The organism is Enterobacter sp. ECC-249, assembly GCF_043965265.1.
In the GTDB taxonomy this organism is placed as follows: domain Bacteria; phylum Pseudomonadota; class Gammaproteobacteria; order Enterobacterales; family Enterobacteriaceae; genus Enterobacter; species Enterobacter quasiroggenkampii.
In genome coordinates this window covers 4,446,981-4,464,945 of record NZ_CP143660.1, presented here as the reverse complement: position 1 = coordinate 4,464,945, position 17,965 = coordinate 4,446,981, and the positions used below count along the sequence as shown (strand labels likewise).

General features: G+C 57.1%; 17 protein-coding genes and 1 riboswitch. Of the genes, 9 read left to right on the top strand and 8 right to left on the bottom strand.

Annotated features, from left to right (window positions below):
- Positions 1 to 58: 58 nt before the first annotated feature.
- Positions 59 to 673 (bottom strand): glycerol-3-phosphate 1-O-acyltransferase PlsY, encoded by a 615-nt coding sequence (gene plsY / locus V1587_RS21195; RefSeq protein WP_111963295.1) that lies wholly within the window; start codon positions 671 to 673, stop codon positions 59 to 61.
- Positions 674 to 780: 107 nt separating this feature from the next.
- On the opposite strand from plsY, the gene folB reads away from it, so the two are divergent.
- The gene (gene folB / locus V1587_RS21190) at positions 781 to 1,149 is read left to right on the top strand and encodes a bifunctional dihydroneopterin aldolase/7,8-dihydroneopterin epimerase (RefSeq protein WP_023309215.1); all 369 of its coding nucleotides are present in this window, start codon (positions 781 to 783) and stop codon (positions 1,147 to 1,149) included.
- Positions 1,150 to 1,254: 105 nt separating this feature from the next.
- Positions 1,255 to 2,076, top strand: coding sequence for an undecaprenyl-diphosphate phosphatase (bacA, locus tag V1587_RS21185; protein WP_134348713.1), 822 nt, complete (start codon positions 1,255 to 1,257; stop codon positions 2,074 to 2,076).
- Between the two features lie 10 nt (positions 2,077 to 2,086).
- On the opposite strand, the gene V1587_RS21180 is transcribed toward bacA, so the two are convergent.
- Both V1587_RS21180 and V1587_RS21175 read right to left on the bottom strand, forming a co-directional pair.
- Entirely contained in the window at positions 2,087 to 3,328 is a 1,242-nt protein-coding gene (locus V1587_RS21180; protein WP_371897783.1) for a multifunctional CCA addition/repair protein, read from the bottom strand.
- A gap of 60 nt (positions 3,329 to 3,388) precedes the next feature.
- Entirely contained in the window at positions 3,389 to 4,009 is a 621-nt protein-coding gene (locus tag V1587_RS21175; protein ID WP_024906484.1) for a TIGR04211 family SH3 domain-containing protein, read from the bottom strand.
- 229 nt (positions 4,010 to 4,238) lie between these two features.
- On the opposite strand from V1587_RS21175, the gene V1587_RS21170 reads away from it, so the two are divergent.
- From V1587_RS21170 to hldE, 3 genes are read left to right on the top strand one after another with little or no spacing between them, the layout of a single operon-like run.
- Positions 4,239 to 5,540 (top strand): inorganic triphosphatase, encoded by a 1,302-nt coding sequence (locus V1587_RS21170; RefSeq protein ID WP_395314479.1) that lies wholly within the window; start codon positions 4,239 to 4,241, stop codon positions 5,538 to 5,540.
- A 21-nt stretch (positions 5,541 to 5,561) separates the two neighbouring features.
- Complete coding sequence (glnE, locus tag V1587_RS21165; protein ID WP_371897785.1) at positions 5,562 to 8,417, top strand: bifunctional [glutamate--ammonia ligase]-adenylyl-L-tyrosine phosphorylase/[glutamate--ammonia-ligase] adenylyltransferase; 2,856 nt, start codon at positions 5,562 to 5,564, stop codon at positions 8,415 to 8,417.
- Between the two features lie 40 nt (positions 8,418 to 8,457).
- A complete protein-coding gene (hldE, locus tag V1587_RS21160; RefSeq protein ID WP_371897786.1) occupies positions 8,458 to 9,888 on the top strand; it encodes a bifunctional D-glycero-beta-D-manno-heptose-7-phosphate kinase/D-glycero-beta-D-manno-heptose 1-phosphate adenylyltransferase HldE in 1,431 nt (476 codons plus the stop codon).
- 77 nt (positions 9,889 to 9,965) lie between these two features.
- On the opposite strand, the gene ubiK is transcribed toward hldE, so the two are convergent.
- The gene (ubiK, locus tag V1587_RS21155; RefSeq protein WP_014071796.1) at positions 9,966 to 10,262 is read right to left on the bottom strand and encodes a ubiquinone biosynthesis accessory factor UbiK; all 297 of its coding nucleotides are present in this window, start codon (positions 10,260 to 10,262) and stop codon (positions 9,966 to 9,968) included.
- A 119-nt stretch (positions 10,263 to 10,381) separates the two neighbouring features.
- Positions 10,382 to 10,532: riboswitch (FMN riboswitch) on the top strand.
- A 106-nt stretch (positions 10,533 to 10,638) separates the two neighbouring features.
- Between ubiK and ribB the strand changes: the two genes are divergently transcribed.
- Positions 10,639 to 11,292: a 3,4-dihydroxy-2-butanone-4-phosphate synthase gene (ribB, locus tag V1587_RS21150; RefSeq protein ID WP_028017147.1), complete on the top strand. Its 654-nt coding sequence runs from the start codon at positions 10,639 to 10,641 to the stop codon at positions 11,290 to 11,292.
- 33 nt (positions 11,293 to 11,325) lie between these two features.
- Here ribB and zupT read toward each other — a convergent pair whose 3' ends face one another.
- Entirely contained in the window at positions 11,326 to 12,099 is a 774-nt protein-coding gene (gene zupT, locus V1587_RS21145) for a zinc transporter ZupT (protein WP_033146665.1), read from the bottom strand.
- A gap of 196 nt (positions 12,100 to 12,295) precedes the next feature.
- Here zupT and ygiD point away from each other — a divergent pair, with 196 nt between their 5' ends.
- Positions 12,296 to 13,084: a 4,5-DOPA dioxygenase extradiol gene (ygiD, locus tag V1587_RS21140; RefSeq protein ID WP_371897787.1), complete on the top strand. Its 789-nt coding sequence runs from the start codon at positions 12,296 to 12,298 to the stop codon at positions 13,082 to 13,084.
- Between the two features lie 93 nt (positions 13,085 to 13,177).
- On the opposite strand, the gene V1587_RS21135 is transcribed toward ygiD, so the two are convergent.
- The 3 genes from V1587_RS21135 to tolC all read right to left on the bottom strand — a co-directional run bounded on the left by V1587_RS21135 (position 13,178) and on the right by tolC (position 16,682).
- A complete protein-coding gene (locus tag V1587_RS21135; RefSeq protein ID WP_371897788.1) occupies positions 13,178 to 14,338 on the bottom strand; it encodes a glutathionylspermidine synthase family protein in 1,161 nt (386 codons plus the stop codon).
- Positions 14,339 to 14,340: 2 nt separating this feature from the next.
- Positions 14,341 to 15,009 (bottom strand): DUF1190 family protein, encoded by a 669-nt coding sequence (locus tag V1587_RS21130; protein ID WP_023309204.1) that lies wholly within the window; start codon positions 15,007 to 15,009, stop codon positions 14,341 to 14,343.
- A gap of 194 nt (positions 15,010 to 15,203) precedes the next feature.
- A complete protein-coding gene (gene tolC, locus V1587_RS21125; protein ID WP_371897789.1) occupies positions 15,204 to 16,682 on the bottom strand; it encodes an outer membrane channel protein TolC in 1,479 nt (492 codons plus the stop codon).
- A 204-nt stretch (positions 16,683 to 16,886) separates the two neighbouring features.
- Between tolC and nudF the strand changes: the two genes are divergently transcribed.
- The gene (gene nudF / locus V1587_RS21120) at positions 16,887 to 17,519 is read left to right on the top strand and encodes an ADP-ribose diphosphatase (protein WP_023333429.1); all 633 of its coding nucleotides are present in this window, start codon (positions 16,887 to 16,889) and stop codon (positions 17,517 to 17,519) included.
- The gene (locus tag V1587_RS21115; RefSeq protein ID WP_014833293.1) at positions 17,516 to 17,938 is read left to right on the top strand and encodes a DUF1249 family protein; all 423 of its coding nucleotides are present in this window, start codon (positions 17,516 to 17,518) and stop codon (positions 17,936 to 17,938) included. The genes nudF and V1587_RS21115 overlap by 4 nt, the downstream gene beginning before the upstream one ends.
- The last annotated feature ends 27 nt before the right edge of the window (positions 17,939 to 17,965 follow it).

The following is a 17,965-nucleotide window of genomic DNA, read 5'->3' as shown; positions in this document are numbered from 1 at the left end:
CAGTTACCACAGGCAGAAGGTGACCAAAATCACATTTGGCTATAAGGCATAACTAACCTTACGGGGCGTCTTTTTTCTTCCTCTTGAGCTTCGTCCAGATTTTTGTCTCCTGACGACGCCACAGGCGCTGAATATTATCGTGATGACGCAGCAGGATAAGGCAGGAGAGCATCGACACCGGGAAGGTAAACTGGGGTTTAAACCACCAGACGTAGAATGGGGCGATCAGCGCGCTGACGATGGCGCCCAGCGATGAATAGCCGCTCAGCAGAATGGTCAGCAGCCAGGTCCCGGCCATCACGCCGGTTAGGTCCCAGCCGATAGGCGCAATGGCACCAAAGGCGGTCGCCACACCTTTGCCGCCTTTAAAACCGAAGAATACGGGCCAGATGTGTCCGACACAGGCAGCAATAGCAATGAGCCCCAGCCAGAATGGCGTGACGCCCAGCGCATACGCGCCCCAGACGGGTAGCATCCCTTTCAGAACATCAAAAATCAAAACCGCTACGGCTGCTCCCTTGCCGCCAATTCGTAGTACGTTGGTCGCCCCCGGATTCCCGGAACCATTTTCACGCGGGTCAGGTAACCCGGCGATGCGGCAGACCAGAATGGCGCTGGAGATTGAGCCGCAAAGATAGGCGAGGAGGATCATTCCAGGCGCGATTGCACTCATAACGCTGTTCCGTTTTGAAAATGTATCTGTATTCTCAGCATCTGTGGATAATACGCATAATTCGCCGGAAGTGGTATCCGGTTTAGCCAAAAAGCAGGCAGGTCGTGATGGATATTGTATTTATAGAGCAACTTTCGGTAATCACCACAATTGGTGTTTACGACTGGGAACAGACCATCGAGCAGAAACTGGTGTTCGATATCGAAATGGGATGGGATAACCGTAAGTCGGCAAAAAGCGATGACGTGAACGACTGTCTGAGCTATGCCGATATCAGTGAAACGGTCATCGCCCACGTTGAAGGGCAACGTTTTGCGCTGGTCGAACGGGTGGCGGAAGAAGTCGCAGAACTGCTGCTGAAAAAATTTAACTCACCGTGGGTGCGCATCAAGCTGAGCAAGCCGGGCGCGGTGGCGCGAGCCGCCAACGTTGGCGTCATTATCGAGCGTGGCACAAATCTGAAAGGAAAGATTTAACGTCATAATAGCTAAACCAATTTAGGTTATACCGGTCTCAGGACTGTATCTTATCGGTTGTCCGTATGGGGCACCGTTTTTTTATATCTTTTTAGGGGTTTATAGATGAGCGATATGCACTCGCTGCTGGTGGCGGCAATACTGGGTGTGGTCGAAGGATTGACGGAGTTTTTACCGGTTTCCAGTACTGGTCATATGATTATCGTTGGTCATCTGCTGGGCTTTGAAGGCGATACCGCAAAAACGTTCGAAGTGGTTATCCAGCTGGGTTCGATTCTGGCGGTGGTCGTGATGTTCTGGCGTCGCCTGTTTGGCCTGATCGGTATCCATTTTGGCCGTCCGCCTCAGCACGAAGGGGCCGGTAAAGGTCGTCTGTCACTGATCCATATTCTGCTCGGGATGGTCCCGGCGGTGGTGCTGGGGCTGGTTTTCCACGACGCCATCAAATCGCTGTTTAACCCGATTAACGTGATGTACGCGCTGGTGGTGGGCGGTTTCCTGCTGATCGCCGCGGAAGTGCTGAAGCCAAAAACGCCGCGCGCGGAAGGGCTGGACGATATGACGTATCGTCAGGCGTTTATCATTGGCTGCTTCCAGTGTCTGGCGCTGTGGCCGGGCTTCTCGCGTTCAGGCGCTACCATCTCCGGCGGGATGCTGATGGGCGTAAGCCGTTATGCCGCGTCAGAGTTCTCGTTCCTGCTGGCGGTGCCGATGATGATGGGCGCCACCGTACTTGACGTCTATAAGAGCTATCACTTCCTGACGGCTGGCGACATTCCGATGTTCGCCGTTGGCTTCATAACCGCGTTTATCGTGGCGCTGATTGCCATCAAAACCTTCCTGCAGCTGATTAAGCGTATCTCGTTTATTCCGTTCGCGATCTATCGCTTCATCGTTGCCGCTGCGGTATACGTGGTCTTCTTCTGACCGATTGCCCTCAGTCTTTTGGCTGAGGGCAATGCTTTTCCTTCCAGTCAGACACCGCCTGAATTCGCCGTTTCGTGAGTTCTTCGCGAATTTCCGGTCCTTTGAATCCCGCCTCGACGACGTCCTTCGTCGGCACCGCTTTCGCCACCTCCCAGGCTTTACGCAGTAAACGTCCCTGCGGGTAGTCGCATGCTTCAAACCCGGTACGCCCGCGAACGTCAGCTTCGCTGGTCAGCGCGATTTGCTCCACGCGCTGGGGTTTGCGCCAGGCGTCGATATTATCGAAAAGCTTAACGATGGTGGCCGGTTTCAGGATGGGGAAGGTATGGATCAGATCGTGGAACTCTGCCACCAGTTTCGCCAGATCGCGGATCTCGTTCGGCACGCGCAGACGCTGGCACAGCCCCTCGACCAGTTTCACCCCTGCCGGACCGTGTCCGTGGTGGCGAGGCCAGAGCTCTTTTGGCGTTAAGCCTTTGCCGAGATCGTGGCACAGGGTGGAAAAGCGCACGTCCACGTCAGGGCTGAGCATGGCCGCCATGCTCAGGGTCATCAGCGTGTGTACGCCGGTATCAATTTCCGGGTGCCATTTTGCCGGGGCAGGTACGCCAAACAGCGCGTCTATTTCCGGGAACAGCACCTTCAGCGCGCCGCAGTCGCGCAGGACCTGGAAAAAGACCTGCGGGTTGCGCGTGGTGAGAGCATTTTCCGTCTCTTTCCAGACGCGCTCTGGCGTCAGGTGTTCAAGCTCGCCCGCCTCGGTCATGGCGGTCATCAGCGCCATTGTCTCATCGGCAATACGGAAACTAAGATGGGCGTAACGCGCGGCAAAGCGCGCCACGCGGAGCACGCGGAGCGGATCTTCAGAAAACGCCGGGGAGACGTGACGTAAAAGACGGTTGCGCAGATCGTCCTGACCGCCATAAGCGTCAACAATCTGACCGTGTTCGTCCTGCGCCAGCGCATTGATGGTAAGATCGCGTCGCAGGAGATCTTGCTCCAGCGTCACGTCCGGCGCGGCATAGCAGGTGAAGCCCGTATAGCCCGAGCCCGATTTCCGCTCGGTACGCGCCAGGGCATACTCTTCACGACTTTTCGGGTGGAGGAACACGGGAAAATCGCGGCCTACCTGCTGGTAGCCCGCGTCGAGCATCTCTTCAGGGGTGGCGCCAACCACCACCCAGTCTTTATCTTTGACCGGCAGACCTAACAACGCATCACGTACCGCACCACCGACAAGATAACTCTTCACGCCCAACTCTCCCGTTTTCTCTTTTCCAGAATGATACGTAAGTCTGGCAGAGAAGACGAATTAGTTCATCCAGCGATCTTTGCGCTTACGGCTTGGGATCAGATGCGGCAGAACCAGACCCAGTACCAGGCCCACGCCCAGCACGCCGCCGCCATACATAAACCACTGCATGATAATGGTGCGCTGTTTGTCGTCGAGCTGCAGATTGGCGGCATTCACTTTCTTCTGCGCGACAATCAGCTCGTTTTTCAGCTTCTGGTTCTCTTCTTTGAGACCGTTAATCACACCGTCGCTTTGCGCCACTTTCTGCTGCATTTCAGCTGTACGCTGGTTCCAGGTGCCATCAATGTTGTTCAGCTTGTCGGTCAGGGTCTTCACCTGGTTTTCCAGATCCGGCACGCGCGTGCGCAGGCTTGGCACGGTGCTCAGCTCTTTCAGCGGGATCCAGGAAGTACGACCGGTACTGTCGCGAACCTGACCGTAGTTGGTGTCCGCGTTGGTCTGTAACAGGGTGACTTCCTCGCCGGCATTTACCGTGCCCACGAGGCGATAATTATCTCCGGGGCCACTGCGTACCCAGGTGTTCAGTTCGTCAGAAACGTAACGCTTCTCTTCAGCGTGCACTGCGGTTGCGGCGCTAAAAGCGAGTAAAGTAAGTCCAATCAGGCGTAATTTAAGCATCATTAGTCGTTATTTTCATAAATAGTGGAACGATAGTAGTGGCAACAGTGTCTCTACGCAAAGCATTCGTCAGCAATCAGAATCATCTGTGTCACGACTCTACACATTTACGCCCGACAAATTGCTCATTGCATGGCAATTTGGCGCAAAATACTATGTACTGACAAACAAATGGCGAGGAAGTTCGCCCTCATTGACGCGTCTGTGACGCACGCAAAAGTACAAGGCTATGGCACAAGAAATCGAATTAAAGTTTATCGTCGAAAAAGACAGCGTTGACGCACTCCGCCAGCATCTGCATACGCTTTCCGGCGAACACCATGCACCGGTACAACTGCTTAATATCTATTACGAAACGCCAGACAACTGGCTGCGCCGCCACGATATGGGGCTGCGTATCCGCGGTGCGAGCGGTCGCTACGAGATGACGATGAAAATTGCCGGTCGCGTGGTCGGCGGGTTACATCAGCGCCCGGAATACAATATCGACATCAGCAAGCCAGAACTTGAGCTGGAACGCTTCCCGGCGGAAGTCTGGCCGGAAGGCGAGCTGCCTTCCACGCTGGCGGAACAGGTGCAGCCGCTGTTCAGCACCGATTTCTGGCGCGAAAAATGGCTGGTGACGGAAGGTAAAAGCCGCATCGAAATCGCCCTCGATCTGGGAGAGGTGAAGGCGGGTGAGTTCCAGGAGCCGATTTGCGAACTGGAGCTTGAGCTGCTGGAAGGAGACGCAAATGACGTGCTGAAGCTGGCGCGCAAGCTGGTGAACCAGTCCGGGCTGCGTCAGGGAAGCCTGAGTAAAGCCGCGCGGGGTTACCATCTGGCCGCCGGGAATGCGCCGCGCGTCCTGAAAGAGACGACCATTTTGCGCGTTGCGCCGAAAGCCAGCGTTGAGCAGGGGCTGGAAGCCGCGCTGGAGCTGGCGCTTTCGCAGTGGCAGTACCACGAAGAGCTGTGGGTGCGAAATGTGAAAAACGCCAAATCCCACGTTCTCGCGGCGATTGCCCTGGTGCGCCATACCCTGGCGCTGTTCGGCGGTATCGTTCCTCGTAAAGCGAGCGCTCACTTACGTGACCTGCTGACGCAGACCGAAACGCTGATGCTCTCCGACGTCTCGGCGCAAACGGCGATCTACAGCCCGCAAGCCGCTTCGGCAAAACTGGCGCTGACCGAGTTTCTGGTCACGCGCGGCTGGCGCGCCTTCCTGGATGCGAAAGCCGAGGCCAAAATCGCGGAGAACTTTAAGCGTTTCGCGGACATTCATCTTTCCCGTCATGCCGCTGAACTGAAGAGCACTTTTGCGTATCCGCTCGGCGATAAGTATGGCGATCAGCTTCCCCGTCTTTCACGCAACATCGACAGCATGCTGCTCCTTTCCGGTGCCTACGACGGCCCACAGGCGCAGGCGTGGCTTGAAAACTGGCAGGGGCTGAAGCATGCCATCGAAACCCGTCAGCATATTGAGATCGAGCATTTCCGTAACGAGGCCATTTCGCAGGAGCCGTACTGGCTGCACAGCGGAAAACGTTAACTCTGGCAAGGAACCCCTATAATGCCGCTTTCTTCACCGTTACAGCAGCAGTGGCAGACCGTTTGCGAACGTCTGCCTGAGTCATTACCGGCGTCATCGTTAAGCGAGCAGGCGAAAAGCGTGCTCGCCTTCAGTGATTTTGTGCAGGAAAGCATCACCGTCTACCCGGACTGGCTGGCGGAGCTTGAGAACGCACCGCCGCAGGCGGACGAGTGGCGGCACTATGCCGGCTGGCTGAAAAACGCACTCGAAGACGTAACGGATGAGGCGACGCTGATGCGCGTCCTGCGCCAGTTCCGCCGTCGGATGATGGTGCGCATTGCCTGGGCGCAGGCGCTGGAGCTGGTGAGCGAAGAGAGCACGCTGCAGCAGCTAAGCGAGCTGGCGCAAACGCTGATTGTCGCCGCGCGCGACTGGCTCTATGCCGCATGCTGTAAAGAGTGGGGCACGCCGTGCAGTGAGGAAGGGGTTCCTCAGCCGCTGTTGATTCTGGGGATGGGCAAGCTGGGCGGCTGCGAGCTGAACTTCTCCTCCGACATCGACCTGATTTTTGCCTGGCCTGAAAACGGCTCCACGCGCGGCGGCCGTCGCGAGCTGGACAACGCCCAGTTCTTTACCCGTCTCGGTCAGCGTCTGATTAAGGCGCTGGACCAGCCGACGCAGGACGGTTTTGTTTACCGCGTGGACATGCGCCTGCGGCCGTTTGGCGACAGCGGACCGCTGGTGCTGAGCTTTGCCGCGCTGGAGGATTACTACCAGGAACAGGGGCGCGACTGGGAGCGCTATGCGATGGTTAAAGCGCGGATCATGGGCGACAGCGACGACGCCTACGCCAACGAGCTGCGCGCCATGCTGCGCCCGTTCGTGTTCCGTCGCTATATCGACTTCAGCGTCATCCAGTCACTGCGTAATATGAAAGGGATGATCGCCCGTGAGGTTCGCCGTCGCGGGCTGAAGGACAACATCAAGCTTGGCGCGGGCGGCATTCGCGAAATCGAATTTATCGTTCAGGTCTTCCAGCTTATTCGCGGAGGTCGTGAGCCTTCCCTGCAGTCCCGCTCGCTGCTGCCGACCCTGAGCGCCATCGAGCAGCTGCACCTGCTGCCGGACGGCGACGCGCAAACCCTGCGCGAGGCCTATCTGTTCCTGCGTCGTCTGGAAAACCTGCTGCAAAGCATCAACGACGAACAGACCCAGACCCTGCCGGGGGATGACCTTAACCGGGCGCGTCTGGCCTGGGGGATGCGCGTGGATGACTGGTCAACGCTGACCGAACGGCTGGACGCCCACATGGCGGGCGTGCGCCGCATCTTTAACGAGCTGATCGGTGATGACGAAAGTGAATCGCAGGACGATGCGCTTTCCGAGCACTGGCGCGAGCTGTGGCAGGACGCGCTTCAGGAAGATGACACCACGCCAGTGCTTACGCACTTAACCGACGATGCGCGGCATCGCGTGGTGGCATTGATTGCCGATTTCCGTCTTGAGCTGAACAAACGCGCCATCGGCCCGCGCGGCCGTCAGGTGCTGGATCACCTGATGCCGCACCTGCTGAGCGAGGTCTGCTCGCGGGCGGACGCGCCGGTGCCGCTGTCGCGCATGATGCCGCTGCTGAGCGGGATCATCACGCGTACCACGTACCTTGAGCTTTTGAGCGAGTTTCCGGGAGCACTCAAGCACCTGATTACGCTCTGCGCCGCGTCGCCGATGGTGGCGAACAAGCTGGCGCGCTATCCGCTGCTGCTGGATGAACTACTCGACCCGAACACGCTGTATCAGCCCACGGCGACGGATGCCTACCGGGACGAGTTGCGTCAGTATCTGCTGCGCGTGCCGGAAGAGGACGAAGAGCAACAACTGGAGGCGCTGCGTCAGTTTAAGCAGGCGCAGATGCTGCGCGTGGCGGCGGCGGACATCGCCGGAACGCTGCCGGTGATGAAAGTGAGCGATCACTTAACCTGGCTTGCAGAGGCGATCATCGACGCCGTGGTCCATCAGGCGTGGGTGCAGATGGTGGCCCGCTACGGCCAGCCGAAGCACCTTGCCGATCGTGAAGGACGGGGATTTGCCGTGGTGGGTTACGGCAAGCTCGGCGGCTGGGAGCTGGGATACAGCTCCGATCTAGATTTAATCTTCCTGCACGACTGCCCGGTTGACGTGATGACCGACGGCGAGCGCGAGATTGACGGGCGTCAGTTCTACCTGCGCCTGGCCCAGCGCATTATGCACCTGTTCAGCACCCGCACCTCGTCGGGCATTTTGTATGAAGTCGATGCACGCCTGCGTCCGTCCGGCGCGGCGGGCATGCTGGTCACCTCAACGGAATCCTTCGCCGATTACCAGAAGAACGAAGCCTGGACGTGGGAGCATCAGGCGCTGGTGCGCGCCCGCGTGGTGTATGGCGATCCGCAGCTCAAAACGCATTTCGATGCCATTCGTAAGGACGTCATGACCACCCCGCGCGATGGCAGTACGCTGCAGACCGAAGTGCGAGAGATGCGCGAGAAAATGCGCGCGCATCTCGGCAATAAACACCGCGATCGCTTTGATATCAAAGCCGACGAGGGCGGGATTACCGATATTGAGTTCATTACCCAGTATCTGGTGCTGCTTCACGCCCACGACAAGCCGAAGCTGACGCGCTGGTCGGATAACGTGCGCATTCTGGAACTGCTGGCGCAAAACGACATCATGGACGAGCAGGAGGCGCAGGCCTTAACCCGCGCCTACACGACGCTTCGCGATGAGCTTCATCACTTGGCGCTGCAGGAGGAACCGGGGCACGTGGCGTTGGACAGTTTTGCTCATGAACGTGCTCAGGTAACGGCCAGCTGGCAGAAGTGGCTGGTGGAACCGTGCGTAACAAATCAAGTGTGATATTATCGCGCGCAAATTGTGAATCTTTCTGGAGTCAGGAATGAAAGTAACACTGCCAGAGTTTGAACGTGCTGGGGTAATGGTTGTTGGGGATGTGATGCTGGATCGCTACTGGTATGGGCCTACCAGCCGCATCTCTCCGGAAGCACCGGTACCGGTGGTTAAGGTCGACACCATTGAAGAGCGTCCCGGCGGCGCGGCAAACGTGGCGATGAACATTGCCTCTCTGGGCGCGCAGTCGCGTCTGGTGGGCCTGACCGGCATCGACGATGCGGCTCGCGCGCTGAGCAAGTCGCTGGCGGACGTGAACGTGAAGTGCGATTTCGTTTCTGTTCCGACCCACCCAACGATTACGAAACTGCGCGTGCTGTCGCGCAACCAGCAGCTGATACGCCTCGACTTTGAAGAAGGTTTCGAAGGCGTTGATCCCGAGCCGCTGCACGAGCGCATTAACCAGGCGCTGGGCAATATCGGCGCGCTGGTGCTGTCCGACTACGCCAAAGGCGCGCTGGCCAGCGTGCAGACGATGATTCAGCTGGCGCGCAAGGCCAGCGTGCCGGTGCTGATCGACCCGAAAGGGACCGATTTTGAGCGCTATCGCGGCGCGACGCTGCTGACGCCAAACCTCTCCGAGTTTGAAGCGGTGGCGGGCAAGTGCAAAACCGAGGACGAACTGGTTGAGCGCGGCATGAAGATCATTGCCGACTTCGAGCTGTCCGCGCTGCTGGTGACCCGCTCCGAACAAGGGATGACGCTGCTGCAGCCGGGCAAATCGCCGCTGCATATGCCAACCCAGGCGCAGGAAGTGTACGACGTGACCGGTGCCGGTGATACGGTAATCGGCGTGCTGGCGGCGACGCTGGCCGCAGGCAACTCCCTGGAAGAGGCGTGCTACTTCGCTAACGCCGCGGCGGGCGTGGTCGTCGGTAAACTCGGTACCTCAACCGTGTCCCCAATCGAGCTGGAAAACGCGGTGCGCGGCCGTGCAGACACCGGTTTTGGCGTCATGACCGAAGACGAGCTGAAGGTGGCCGTCGCCGCCGCGCGCAAGCGTGGTGAAAAAGTGGTGATGACCAACGGCGTGTTCGACATTCTGCACGCGGGCCACGTTTCGTATCTGGCGAACGCGCGCAAGCTGGGCGATCGCCTGATTGTGGCTGTTAACAGCGATGCATCGACGAAACGCCTGAAGGGTGAAACGCGTCCGGTGAACCCGCTCGAGCAGCGCATGATTGTGCTCGGCGCGCTGGAAGCCGTGGATTGGGTGGTGTCGTTTGAAGAAGATACCCCGCAGCGTCTGATTGCCGGTATTCTGCCGGATCTGCTGGTGAAAGGCGGGGATTACAAGCCGGAGCAAATCGCGGGCAGCGAAGAGGTCTGGGCGAACGGCGGCGAGGTGATGGTGCTCAACTTTGAGGACGGGTGCTCAACCACCAACATCATCAAGAAGATCCAGAAAGACAGTCAGTAAAAAACGGGCCAGCTGGCCCGTTTATTTTTTCACCCCCTCCCTGGGGAGAGGGCTGGGGTGAGGGCATCAGGCCGCACTTACTCCTGGTCATCCACCGGTGGAATGGCCGGTGCCGGCTTCACTTCTTCCGGCGCATTGCGGTTTTCCAGCTCGGTCAGACGCTGTTCCAGCAGCGCCAGCTTCTCGCGGGTGCGCAGCAAAACCTGGGTCTGCACGTCAAACTCTTCGCGGCTGACTAAATCAAGGCGAACCAACTGCGCCTGCAGCGTCTGGCGGATTTTCTTCTCAACGTCATCACCAAATTCACGAATGCCTTTTGGCATAGATTCATGAACCTGACGCGCAATTTGCTCAATTTTTTTCGGGTCAATCATTGTCGTTTCCCTTGATGGAAAGGTGTTAGTGTCCATTGTAGCGCGTCATGCCCGGGGTAAACAAAATTGTTTGATGCTTATGCATTGCCCAGGATAATCAATAGCGTTATAGTTATCTCGCTTATTCTCAGGGCGGGGCGAAATTCCCCACCGGCGGTAAATCAGCGTGACGCTGAAAGCCCGCGAGCGCTTTGGGTGAAAACTCAAAGGTCAGCAGATCCGGTGTAATTCCGGGGCCGACGGTTAGAGTCCGGATGGGAGAGAGTAACGATCAAGTCGGGCATGGGCCCGCTCACGTTATCTTTTTGCCGCTTATACGGCGCTCCTAAGACTGCCCTGATTCTGGTAACCATAATGTTAGTGAGGTTTTTTTACCATGAATCAGACGCTACTTTCCTCTTTTGGCACTTCAACTCAACGTGTTGAACATGCACTGGATGCACTGCGCGAAGGCCGCGGTGTGATGGTGCTTGACGATGAAAACCGTGAAAACGAAGGCGACATGATTTTCGCCGCCGAAAACATGACCGTTGAACAGATGGCGCTGACCATCCGTCACGGCAGCGGCATCGTATGCCTGTGTATTACCGAAGATCGTCGTAAGCAGCTCGAGCTGCCGATGATGGTCGAAAACAACACCAGCGCCTTTGGTACCGGTTTTACCGTGACTATTGAAGCGGCGCATGGCGTGACCACCGGTGTGTCTGCGGCTGACCGTCTGACTACCGTACGTGCCGCCATTGCTGATGATGCGAAGCCATCCGATCTGCACCGTCCAGGTCACGTCTTCCCACTGCGTGCGCAGGCGGGCGGCGTGTTGACCCGCGGTGGTCACACCGAAGCGACGATCGACCTGGTGACGCTGGCTGGCTTCAAACCTGCTGGCGTGCTGTGCGAACTGACCAACGATGACGGCACCATGGCGCGCGCGCCGGAGTGCATCACCTTTGCCCGCCTGCACAACATGCCGGTAGTAACGATTGAAGATCTGGTTGAGTATCGCCAGGCGCACGAGCGCAAAGCCAGCTGATAATAAAAAACGCCGGGATGTCCCGGCGTTTTTTTACCCGATTCCTGCGGTCTGGAGCAGAACCAGACTTAATCCCATCACCGACATTCCGCACAGCACGCCATAGCTGGGGTTGTTGTTAGGATCGATCTCCTTCGCCAGCGGCATCAGTTCATCCACCGAAAGCGCAACCATGATCCCGGCTACCGCTGCCATAATCGCCGCCATCACTACCGGAGAGACCAGGCTACCGAGGATGAGCCAGGCCAGCACGCCGCCAAGGATTTCGGCCATCCCGGAAATACCCGCCCAGAACACCGCGGTGCGTTTCGATCCCGTTGCGGCATACACGGGCCCAGCGACGGCCAGTCCTTCAGGAATATTGTGTAAGGCGACCGCCAGCGCGATGCCAAAGCCCATCTCAAGATTGCTGCTGGCCGTCACGTAGGTGGCGACCCCTTCCGGGAAGTTATGCAGACTGATGCCAAGCGTTAACAGTACGGCGGTACGCTTGATATTGCGCGGCATGGGCGTCACGTTTTTTTGCATTAAATCCTGCGGATGCGCGTGCGGCAGCATCCGATCGAGGGCAAAGTATCCCAGCAGACCAAAAACAAACATGCCGTAGCCCAGCAGTGGAGACATGCCTTCTGTGCCCAGCGCGGCAGGCAGCATCTCCATCAGGGAGATGAGCAGCATGATCCCGGCAGCAAAGCCCAGTGAGAAGGCCAGCACGCGGTTAGAGGGCTTTTGGCCGAGCACGCCGAGAAGCGCACCGATGAAGGTCGCGGCGCCCGCCAGTATGGTCAGGATCAGGGGGACTGACATGCATTGCTCCTTATGATAATGATTCTCATTAATATAAATGATTCATTTCTGGCAAAGCGAGGGGGAAAACCCGGCTTTACACATTCCTTACATTCAAATTTCCTGATGATGATCTTCACGCTTATCTGCGTTCATCTTTGCCGGATTGCGCGTAATGTAGCACCATTAAATTGACACCTTCTGTAAGGATATCACCATGACTTCTTCCCGTATGCCAGCCCTGTTTTTAGGCCACGGCAGCCCAATGAACGTTCTGGAAGACAACGTCTATACCCGCGCCTGGCGTCATCTGGGCGAGACGTTGCCGCGTCCGAAAGCGATCGTGGTGGTGTCTGCGCACTGGTTTACCCGTGGGACAGGCGTGACCGCCATGGAAGCGCCAAAAACCATTCATGATTTTGGTGGCTTCCCGCAGGCGCTGTACGACACGCATTATCCGGCCCCCGGCTCGCCTGAGCTGGCACAAAGGCTGGTGGATTTGCTGGCGCCTGTTCCTGTGACGCTGGATAAAGAAGCCTGGGGCTTTGACCATGGCTCCTGGGGCGTGCTGATTAAAATGTATCCTGACGCGGATATCCCGATGGTGCAGCTGAGCATCGACAGCACCAAACCGGCCGCCTGGCATCTTGAGATGGGCCGTAAGCTGGCAACCCTGCGTGATGAAGGCATCATGCTGGTGGCGAGCGGCAACGTGGTGCATAACCTGCGTACCGCACGCTGGCACGGTGAGAATACGCCTTACCCATGGGCGATATCATTTAACGACTACGTCAAAGCGAACCTGACCTGGCAAGGCCCGGCTGAGGCACATCCGCTGGTGAACTATCTGGATCACGAAGGCGGTTCGCTCTCTAACCCGACGGCGGAACACTTCCTGCCGCTGCTGTACGTTCTTGGCGCGTGGGATGGTCAGGAGCCGGTTACGATCCCGGTCGACGGTATTGAGATGGGAAGTCTGAGTATGCTGTCGGTGCAGGTGGGATAATAAAAGCAAAACGGCAACTTCAGGTTGCCGTATTTAGTGTTTGCACCCTCTCCCTGTGGGAGAGGGCTGGGGTGAGGGCATCAGGCCGCAGTCTTACTCCACAAAAATATGCGGATAAAACCGCGACAGATCCTGCGTGATCAGCGCGCGATCTTCGCGAATACCAATCCCGGCCGGTTGATCGTTGATAAGCCAGCTGCCAATTAGCGTATAGCTGTCACCAAATTTCGGCAGTTGCCAGAACTCCTGGACGATCATCCCTTCTTCGCCGTACGGCCCTTCAACCGCTTCCAGCGTCTTACCGTTTTCGATAATCGACACGTTCGCGCCTTCGCGGGAGAAGATCGGCTTAACGACGTATTTCTCCATCTGCGGGTAATTATCTTCTGCAAAGTAGGCTGGCAGCAGGTTAGGGTGATTCGGGAACATCTCCCACAGCATCGGCAGCAGGGCTTTGTTAGAGATAATGCTCTTCCAGGCCGGCTCCAGCCAGCGCACGCCAGCATCTTCCAGCTTGGTGGAGAACATCTCGCGCAGCATATATTCCCACGGGTAGAGCTTGAACAGGTTGCTAATCACCTGATCCTGCATGTCCGTGAACTGACCTTTTTCACCCAGGCCGATATCCTCGATATAGAGGAACTCGGTCGCCACTTCCGCTTCGGCGGCGCAGTCCTGCAGATACTGAACCGTGCCACGGTCTTCTTCCGTGTCGCGGCAGCAGGCGAGATGCAGCAGGTTGAAGCCAAACTGCTCGCGCAGCTCGGCGAAGCGCTCGATCAGCTTTTCCTGCAGGCTGTTGAACTGGTCGCTGCCTTCCGGCAGGTTTCCGGCATTGGCCTGGTCTTCCAGCCAGATCCACTGGAAGAACGCCGCTTCGTACAGAGAGGTTGGCGTATCGGCGTTGTTTTCCAGCAGCTTCGGTTCACCTTTACCGTCCCACGCCAGATCCAGGCGAGAGTAAAGCGAAGGCTGATTCGTTTTCCACGACTGGCGGACAAAGCTCCAGGTATGCTTCGGAATGCGGAACTTTGCCATCAGCTCGTCGCTGTCGATGACCTTTTCCACGACCTTCAGGCACTTCTGGTGCAGCTCGGCGGTCACCTCTTCCAGTTTTTCCACCTGGGCCAGCGTGAGCTTGTAATAGGCGTCTTCACACCAGTACGGCTCGCCGTACATGGTGTGGAAGTTAAAACCGTACTCGGTGGCTTTTTCACGCCAGTCCGGGCGCTCGGTGATACTGACTCGTTCCATGATCAGCCGCCCATTGAGCGAGTAGAGGAGGTGCCTGTTGCGCTGCGCTGCATGCTGGTCTGCTTCGCCACGGACTCACCAAACCCGCCGCGGGTGATGGTGCTGGTCGTCGCAGGCTTCGGCGCCATCGCCGTTTTCGGTACGGTCACGGTGCGGCCAGGGGTTGCTGCGCCGTAGCCTTTGCCGCTGGCATCGGTATATTGACCGTAAGCCGGGCTGGCCGGGTTTTTCGAGCTAAACAGCGGCTGCTGCTGGTAGCCCGCACCGCCGCCCATCAGGCGACCCATCATGTAGCCCGCCATCAGCGGCATCCAGAAGCTGCCGCTCGACTGTGCCTGCGCCTGATTTTCAGGCGCAGTGCCGGCCTGAGCCGGTGCCTGCTGGCACTGGCCTTCACCAAACTCCGCCACGCAGTCTTCGCGTGAAGCATATTTCGGCGCGGTACGTTCCGCTTCTTTCAGCGCGCTGGTGTAGGCCGTTTTACATTCGGCCGCTTTACCGGTTGCGGCGGAGCAGTCGTCCGCGTTTTGATACAGCGAAACCGTTTCATCGTTTTTCTCACAGCCTGCCAGCATAAAGACAGCGGTAACCGCCAGCGCGACAGGGGTGAGGTGACGCGCGTTCCAGCTCTTGCGGAACGAAGCGTGATTTATAGATTTTGTCCGTTTCATGTTTGTCTTCCTGGACCCAGTGGTAATAACGCTCAGGATAGAGGATGAGTGGTTGAAAATGAAGCGAAGAGGGGCGGAATCAGGGGGATCTTTACGTTGGCTTACGTTCGGATGTGATTTTGCGCCGGGTGGCGCTGCGCTTACCCGGCCTACGATTCAGTAGGCCCGATAAGCGCAGCGCCATCGGGCAATGCTTAGTTACGGAACGGATTATTGCCTTTGCTGGCAGGCGCAGTGGTACGCGCGGCAGCAGGCTGTGCAGCAGGGGTGTTGCTGTTAGCGTTGAAGTTATCAACCGCGGCAACCTGCTCCGGGTTCTCCGGCGCAACGCTGTCCGGAGAGGTGGAGACCGGCTTGCCCAGCGCGCTGTTCAGCATCTGCAGATCTTGCTCGTTCAGCGTACCCAGAGCCTGTTTGATGTTCAGCTGGTTAATCAGGTACTGGTAACGTGCGCTGGAGAGCTGCTGTTTCGCGTTGTACAGCGTGGTGGTCGCGTCGAGCACGTCCACGATAGTACGCGTACCGACCGAGTAACCCGCTTCCATTGCATCCAGGGAGCTCTGTGCAGACACCACGGCCTGTTTATAGGCGTTGATGCTGCTGATCGAGGCGTTCACGTTGTTGAAGGAGGAACGTACGGTCTGCACCACGTTGCGGTGGGCGCTTTCCAGCTGCTCGCTCGCGCCAACAAAGTTGTACTGAGCCTGTTTCACCTGAGAGTTGACCTGACCGCCCTGGTACAGCGGCAGGGAGAAGCTCAGACCCACTTTGTTCTGCCCCATGTTGCTGTCGTCGTACTGGGACGTATTGGTTTTAGAGCCGCTATAGGTCGTATCAGAGACACCGGTAGACGCGCTCAGGCTCAGTGTTGGCAGATGGCCGTCCTGCGCCTGACGAATTTGCTCGCGGGCCAGGTCCTGGCTCAGACGTGCCTGCAGCAACGTCAGGTTGCGGTTTTCCGCCTCTTTCAGCAGGGCGTTGACGGCCTGCGGTTTATCCGTTTTAAAGCTGTCCACGTTCAGAGACGCCAGCTCAGGATAGTAATTCCCGGTGACCTGGCGCAGGGATTCCAGCGCGTTGTCGAGGTTGTTACGTGCGGTCACTTCGTTAGCCAGCACGGTGTCGTACTGTGAACGGGCGTTCTGCACGTCGGTGATCGCAACGAGGCCCACGTTGAAGCGCTGGGTGGTTTGATCTAACTGGCGGTAAATGGCCTGTTTCTGCGCTTCGGTGTAGGAGAGCGCGTCAATGGCGCTCAGCACGTTGAAGTACGCCGTGGCCGTGTTCAGGATCAGCGTCTGCTGGTCGGTCTGATAGGTCACATCCTGGATGCCTGCGCTTTTTTCCTGCAGGGTCAGGGCACGCCATTTGGACATATCAAACAGCGTCTGTGTCAATTGCAGTGAGGCGCTGGTAGCATTGGAGTTTACGCCGTTAGCGTCGCGGAAACCGTTGCTGTAGGTATAATCTGCACCTAAACCTAACTGTGGCAGCAAGGGGCTACGCGCTTCGTTAATCTTTTCAAACGCAGCATCACGATCGGCCGCTGATTTACGTAAATCAGGGTTGCCCAGACGTGCCTGCTGGTAGACCTGTAACAGGTTTTCCGCCTGGCTCATTGCACTGAAGCCCGTCAGGCTCAGGCCGATAAGGATGGGGAGCAATTTCTTCATTTGCATTCCTTGTTGTGAAGCAGTATTAGCGCTGATCTAATTAAAAAATAATTGCCGATTCTAACAGAATCATCCACACCAAAAGGTTGGCGTAACGTGCCATCTGGCGGTAATTTGCACCAATCTACCATATAGCCTTACAAACGGCAGCCAAACAGCCTTGAAATTCACAATTTCATCACCATTGCTACCAGGACTCGACTCATGCAAAAACCAGAAAAGTTGCCCGTGACATTCGCCAAAAACGATGTAGAAATTATTGCACGAGAAACGCTTTATAGCGGTTTTTTTTCAATGGATCTTTACCGTTTCAGGCATCGCCTGTTTAACGGCGAGATGAGCGGCGAAATCAGACGTGAAATTTTTGAGCGCGGGCATGCGGCAGTCTTGCTACCCTTTGACCCAGTGCGTGACGAAGTTGTGCTGGTGGAGCAGATCCGCATCGCCGCTTATGACGTCAGTGAAAGCCCGTGGCTGCTGGAGATGGTGGCCGGGATGATCGAAGAAGGCGAGTCGGTTGAGGACGTCGCCCGGCGCGAGGCGCTGGAAGAGGCGGGGCTGGTGGTCGGCCGTACCAAACCGGTGCTGAGCTATCTGGCAAGCCCGGGAGGCACCAGCGAACGCTTATCCATAATGGTGGGCGAAGTGGACGCCACGACGGCGGAAGGGATCCACGGTCTGGCTGATGAAAACGAAGATATTCGGGTTCATGTGGTAAGCCGGGAACAGGCTTACCAGTGGGTAGAAGAGGGGAAAATCGACAACGCAGCGTCTGTCATCGCCCTGCAATGGCTGCAACTGCATTATCAGACATTACGAAACGAGTGGAAAAAATGAAGCGCTATACGCCTGACTTCCCAGAAATGATGCGCCTGTGCGAAACCAATTTCGCACAATTGCGCCGCCTGCTGCCGAAAAACGACGCACCCGGCGAAACGGTAAGCTATCAGGTGAGCAACGCGCAGTATCGATTAACGATAACAGAATCAACGCGCTACACTACGCTGGTGGAGATTGAGCAAACGGCACCCAGCATTAGCTACTGGAGCCTGCCGTCGATGACGGTACGCCTCTATCATGACGCGATGGTCGCTGAAGTGTGTTCAAGTCAGCAGATCTTTCGCTTCAAGGCGCGGTATGATTACCCGAATAAAAAGTTGCATCAACGCGACGAAAAGCATCAAATTAACCAGTTTTTAGCCGACTGGCTAAGATATTGTTTAGCACATGGAGCAATGGCGATTCCGGTTTGTTAGCGTCATAAACCTACCTAAGGACACCAT